General features: G+C 29.6%; 6 protein-coding genes. All 6 read right to left on the bottom strand.

Annotated elements, in window-relative coordinates; all coding sequences use genetic code 11:
- Positions 1 to 573, bottom strand: a 573-nt coding sequence (locus tag DIU01_RS05765; protein ID WP_290832388.1) for a transcriptional regulator, incomplete at its 3' end; no start/stop codon positions are given.
- A gap of 195 nt (positions 574 to 768) precedes the next feature.
- Positions 769 to 1,056, bottom strand: a complete 288-nt coding sequence (locus DIU01_RS05760; RefSeq protein ID WP_187657846.1) for a helix-turn-helix domain-containing protein — start codon at positions 1,054 to 1,056, stop codon at positions 769 to 771.
- Between the two features lie 89 nt (positions 1,057 to 1,145).
- Entirely contained in the window at positions 1,146 to 1,994 is an 849-nt protein-coding gene (locus DIU01_RS05755; RefSeq protein ID WP_290832384.1) for an RteC domain-containing protein, read from the bottom strand.
- Between the two features lie 57 nt (positions 1,995 to 2,051).
- Positions 2,052 to 3,335: an HlyD family efflux transporter periplasmic adaptor subunit gene (locus DIU01_RS05750; RefSeq protein WP_290832382.1), complete on the bottom strand. Its 1,284-nt coding sequence runs from the start codon at positions 3,333 to 3,335 to the stop codon at positions 2,052 to 2,054.
- A gap of 47 nt (positions 3,336 to 3,382) precedes the next feature.
- Complete coding sequence (locus DIU01_RS05745) at positions 3,383 to 5,575, bottom strand: peptidase domain-containing ABC transporter (protein WP_290832380.1); 2,193 nt, start codon at positions 5,573 to 5,575, stop codon at positions 3,383 to 3,385.
- The coding region (locus tag DIU01_RS05740) for a hypothetical protein (RefSeq protein ID WP_290832378.1) at positions 5,576 to 6,574 on the bottom strand (999 nt) is incomplete at its 5' end.

Genomic DNA, 6,574 nt, shown 5'->3' with positions numbered 1-6,574 from the left:
CTTTTCTTCTTTTTTTGCGAAACTTTTTTCTTCTTTTGAATTTTCGTTTTTTAAAACAGAATTATTTATTTCTTCAAATTTTTTTGTGAGCTGTTCCAAGTTTGAAACGTTTTTATCGTTTAAAATGTTTGTATTGTTTATATAGTTTATAGAAGGTACTAATGCTTGTTCAGTACCTGTCTCACTACTAGTACAAGACTTGTTCAAAGCTTGTTCAGAAACAAGTTCAATAAGTGGTTCATTTTTTGGTTTTCTTTCGGATTTTGGTAACGGTTTTAAATCTTCTGAAAAGTTGAATAAAATGACATGACTTCCTTTGAATGGATTGTATGATGGTTCGTAATTGATATAACCCAAACTATGCAAGTTCTTCAGACATTTGTGATAGGTGGCTTTGGAACTGATTTTGCTAATTCTCATAACCTCATCGCGATTTATACTGATTGGGTTTTTGAAACGATTGCAATTCCAAAATTGAAATAGTGCTATGTATAAACTTACGTGAGTTGGATTTAGCGTTTTATCAATGGCTACTTTTTCGAAGAAGCCAGTTAGGTGTTTTATATAGTTCATTTTAATGAATTGTAATGTTTGAAGTTTTTGGAATACAGAGTTACACAAAGGTTGACACAGAGTTGCACTGAGTTTTTTTACCGCGAAGAGCACGAAGATTTAGATAACTCTTTGTTAAGTTTACTTTTTAAAAGGTCACTAAGACGCTTCGCTGATGAGAAAAGGGCATCCACCGTATTATAAAAACAATATGTTCTATTTGAAGAGAGTAGGTAGGGCATTTACCTTATTTCCATTTAATAATTTATCAATATCTGAATTGTCATAATACATGATGCCACCAACTTTGGTATAGGTTAGTGTTCCGTTGATGCGGAGATTTTGTAATGTACCTGGAGAAATGTTTAACAGTTTACGGACTTCATTGGATTTGAGCCACTGTTTTGTTTGTTGCGGTTTGGATTGAATGATTTCTTTTAAATCGTTCAAAAGAAGACTTCTGAATTCGTTTAAGTCTTCGCGAGTGATTACTTCGATTGCCATAACGTATGTTTTAGATTGTTATGGGACAAAATTGTGGATTTTGAATTGTTTTCTTTCACAACGGAGGTTGCGTTGTGAACGATTTTTATTTAAATGACTTCATCTGAGTTTTCCATTCTTTTTAATAATTGGTCGTTTAGTATTGTGATAAACTTTGTTTTATCACTCTTTCTTGCTCTAATTTCAAGGAATACACGGCGGTATTGCCCTAAGTCGATTTTAAAAATATGTTCGAAATATTCAGCTATTTCTTTTAAATCTGCAGCACCATTATTAAATACACCTTCTGTATGTAATGCATACATTAATTCAACTAAGGCTACTTTTGAGCTAGTCCAATTCATTTTCAAGTTCGGTTGGCGTTGTGATTTTTCTGGATTTTCTTTGTTTTCTAATTTAATTAATTGGTTTTCAATATATAATTCGATGAGGTCGTTTGCTAGGATTGTTGCTACTTTAAAATCATGTGAAGTTGCAAAAGTTGTATCTGTTTCAAAATAGTAAGGGTCTAATGTGAGTTTGATATCAAATTTACCTCTTAAGAAGTATTTGTAATCTAAATAAATATTACCAGAACGGTAGTATTGGTAAAATTCTAATTCGCTATCAAAGAAGTTTTTCAAGATTTGTAATTCGTTGTTATAGTACTTTTTTAATATTTTATTACCGCCGTTGGGTTTCTTCATTTCAATTTTATAAACTCTGTTGTAAAAAACGAGTTTTGCAGTGAATTGTGGTTTGATTTCTTTAAAGAATTGAATTTCCTCTGCTTCGGTTTTGAAGTTGGTTTTAGTTATTATTTTTTTTAATTCATTGATTGATTTTAATATTATTGAAATGGCTTGCTCACACTTTTTAATTTGGTCGTCAATTTCTAAGTCAATGAAATTTAATTGTTCGTTTAGGTGGTTTAGTAAAGTTGCGATTTTGAAGTTCAATAGTTTCTATTTGTTAAATGATTTTAATTATAGAAATTGAAGAATATTATTATGAATCTACCTTTTAAATAAATCCCTAAACTGATATAATAATCTTTCTAGTAATCTCAAATCTTCGGTAACAATATCGGCACTACCTATCATTTCTTGTTGAAAACTAATCTTCTTTTTGTATGATGTTTCAATCCCTTTTGGAAGCGCAATATCAATAAGTAAATTTCCTTCTTTATCTGGTATTAAAGAAATATTTTTCACTTTTCCATTTATTATTCCGAATTCTCTATCAGGAAAATTTGCTAGTCTTATATTTACGTTTTGCCCAATTTTTATTTTGCCCGAATTTTGAGCAGAAGCCTTAACCTTGCCAATATAACCACTTTCAATAGTTGGAACAATTGAAAAAATATTGTCTCCTAAATTAACAAACTGATTTTCATTCCAAACTTGCAGAAAGGTAACCTTACCGTCAATTGAAGACCTAAATACATAATTTAATTCCCAATCTTTAACCGCTTTTTTTAATTGAAAGAAAGCTTGCATAACATTACGTTCAAGATTTACACTCTCTTTGCTTTCATTTATTTGTGTAGTTTTACTATTCCTGTTTAGTTCATTTATAGATGATTTTAATGAAGATATTGTACTCAATAGATTTTTATACCCTTTTTCAGATTGCAAAAATGTTAATTTGTGCTTTTCCAATTCTTGAGAAGCAACAATACCTTTGTTATATAAAGTTTGATAACGGTCTAAATCTAATTTTTCAAGTGCTAATTCATTTTGAGTAATACTTTTTTGTGATTCAAGTAAATTCAATCGTTCCTTCAGTTGTATAGATTCTAAAATGTGTGCAGTGCCTTCTACTTTATAAGGTTGTAATTCTCTATTTAACTGATCTGTTGAATATTCCTTTTGGAAGAAACCATAGGCATTTTCCACATCTCCAAATTGTGCAGATTTGAATAAATGAAATGGAAAATCATTTCTTTCAAGATTTATGGTATCAATAATACTTTTTAGAAGAAAAACGTCTTTATAATTTGATGTGTTTTCAATTACTGCAAGTGGTGTATTTTTTTTTACTAAAGTCCTGTCTTTAACTAGAATTGTTTCAATTTTTCCTGAAGTTTTTGCAATTAGTTTTTCAGGTGGTAAATTAGTAGTTATTATTATTTGAGTTGAAACAATATCAGGATAACTAATAAACCAGGACATTAAAAACAATAAGACAACAAAGCCTAAAAGAATTGTATTACCCCATCTATAAATGGCTTTTGGAGGATCGGATAAAATATCTCTAACTTCGTCACTATAAATTTTTATTTCGTCAAATTCTTCCATATTGCTATATAAATTCTGTACTTTGAAATGAAATCCTATTTTAAATATTAGTTACCAAGCTCCAATTGGTTCTTAACCAATTGATAATACTTACCTCTAATTTTTGTTAGTTCATCATGATTTCCTTGTTCAACAATTTCACCATTTTCCAGAACTATTATATTATCAGCATTTTTTACTGTTGATAAACGATGCGCTACAATTATTGCAGTTTTATCTTTTATAAATGAATTCAAATTATCCATAATCACTTTTTCATTATTTGCATCAAGCGCACTCGTAGCTTCGTCAAAAAAGACATAGAAAGGATTTTTATAAACTGCTCTTGCAATCATTATACGCTGCTCTTGACCACCACTCAGTCTTATCCCTGATGTACCTAATTCCGTATTGTATTTATTTGGTAGTTTTTCAATAAATTCATCCATATTGGAAACAAAGGATGCGTCTTTTAATTTTTGTCTATCTATTATTTCGTTCTGTTCGGATTCAGAAATGTTTCCTGCAATAGTATCATTAAAAATGAAAGTGTCTTGCATAACAGCTCCACAGTTCATTCTCCAAAAATCATTGTTGATGTTATTTAAATCAATTGAGCCAATAGCTATTGAACCTATAGTTGGTTCATAAAACTTCAACAACAACTTTAGCAATGTAGTTTTACCACTTCCGCTAGCACCAACAATGGCTGTGGTTTTTCCTTGTGGTAGCGTACAGTTAATGTTTTTTAGAACAAAAGGCGTTGATTTTCCACCATATCTAAATGATAAATCTTTTAAAACAATAGTTTTATCTTCTGAAATCTCTTTTACTTTATTGGATTTTAATTCGTCTTCATCTTCTCTTTCATGAACTTGGGACAATCGTTCTAAACTTATTTTTGCATCTTGCCATGTTTGTATAAATGCCACAAAGTTTCCTAAAGGTAGATTTAACTGACCAACAATATACTGAATTGATGTCATCATACCCAGTGTCAAATTACCATCAACAACAGCCGTTGCAGACAAAAAGATAATAATAATATTTTTTAGTTCATTGATAAAGCTTGCACCTGTTGTTTGATACTGTGCTAATTTTAATGTGCTTAAAGAGGTTTTAAATAAGCTGATTTGAGTATATTCCCATTTCCAACGATTTTTTCTTTGAGAATTATTTATTTTAATTTCTTTAACTCCATTAATTATTTGAACTAAATTAGTTTGACTTTGCGATTGTTCATCAAATCGTTTATAATCAAGTTCAGCTCTTTTTTTCAAAAAGAAAAAAGTCCAACCAACATAAAACACTGCAGAAATTATAAATACAAAAAAAATCTTTAAATTATAATAGGCTAAAATTCCATTAAAAACAACAAATGTTATTAATGAAAAAATCATATTCAACGACGAAGATGAAACAAAGTTTTGAATTCTTATATGGTCATTAACCCTTTGTAAATGTTCTCCAGTATTTCTAGTTTCAAAATAAGAGATAGGTAGTTTTAGCATTTTAAACAAAAAATCAGATACCATTTTTATGTTAAAACGACTGGTTATATGTATTAATAACCAATCTCTAAAAATCCCAACTAAAGTTTGAGAAAATATCAAGACTAGCTGTGATATTAATATCAAATAAATGAATGGAATGTCACGGTTATTTACCCCAACGTCAACAACAGTTTGCATCAAAAAAGGCAGGATAAATTGAATTATACTAGCAACAATTAATCCTATAAAGACTTGTCTAATTAATTTAGAGTAGGGTTTAAAATAAGGTATCAAAAATTTAAAACCTTTTCTTTTGGATTTATCTTCTTCTAAAGAAAAAAACTTGCTGTTTGGCTCTAAAATAAGTACAAAACCCGTTCCATCATTAGTATTAGTCCAAGCATTATGAAAATCTTCATGAGAATAGCTTAACAATCCTTGTGCAGGATCAGCAACATAAATTTTCTTATTAGTTGTTTTATAAACTACCACAAAATGTTTTTGTCGCCAAGGAACTATAAAAGGTGTTGGTGCTTCATTCACTACACTATCCAATGCAACCCTCATTCCTAAGGTTCGCATTTCAATGGCTTCTGCGGCTTCTGCGATACCAGCCATTGTGACTCCTGTCTTAGTAATACTTGCCTTATCTCTTAAAAACTCTCTTGAAAAGGTTTTACCATAATGCTTTGCTATCATCCTAAGACAAGTTGGACCACAATCTCTGTAGTCCAATTGTTTGAAATATGGAAAATCTTTTTTAATCATCTAATTACCACTTTCATTAATCAATTTCCAAACTCGCTCATTGAAATTAGATTTGTTTATGCCAGTTAATTTTTCAAGTGCTATGTAATAATTTTCATTTCCTTTTTGATATTTTCCACAACTCAGTAATTCCATCACTGCTGCAAATCCTTTTTCTTTTTCCAATTTTTCAATTATTAAAGCATTTATCACATAAGGAACTAAAAGATGCTTCTCTTTGCTTTCACCGAAATCATAGAAATCCTCGTAAGTTGCGAAGAAATCTATAGATTTATTTGAACTAACTTTTTCTTTAAATGTTTTTAATATTTGCTCCCAGCTTATTCCCCAGCTCCCACCATATATGTATGCACAACCTTCATCAACAGGTTTGTTAACTCCACTTTTTGGAACTACATTGTATAACCTTTCATGCCACAAATCATGTGGGTCAAAATTATTGAAATTAGTATTATCAGATCCGCTTGCAATGAGTAATGAATTATTTTCTTTAGCTGTAAAAGTGCTTGAAGTTCTGCTATTGTATAATAACTTATAACTAACTCCAATACCTTTTAACATATCATTCATGTTTTCAAATCCATACCATTCGATTGTTTTACTATTCGACTTTAACTTTTTATCAAATTGAGTTACATTTTTAACGTAGTCCTTAGCTACTTTCTCATTCAAAATGTTTTTATAATGAAAAGTAATACCCTCAATAGTTTTTGTTTTCCATAAAAAAGTATTTCTTTTCAAAGGAGATAAAAAATAGAACTTATCATCTTTCAATTTTGCCATCACCTCGAAACTTGCAACTATAGTGGGAGAGTTTTCATTTACTCCAATATATGAAAGTTCAACTATGAAATTTGAATTCTTAAGAGGTATTAAATTTGTCAAATAACTTTTATAAAAGTTATCATCTTTAAATTTTCCACTTTTTTCAATGCCTTTCATCTCATCCAATAAAACAGATGTTTCTAATAAATCTTCTTTCAAAACATAAGAATTTTC

This window comes from Flavobacterium sp., from assembly GCF_003525665.1.
Lineage (GTDB): Bacteria > Bacteroidota > Bacteroidia > Flavobacteriales > Flavobacteriaceae > Flavobacterium.
The sequence above is the reverse complement of the archived record's forward strand: the minus strand, read 5'-3'. Positions and strand labels throughout refer to the sequence as shown.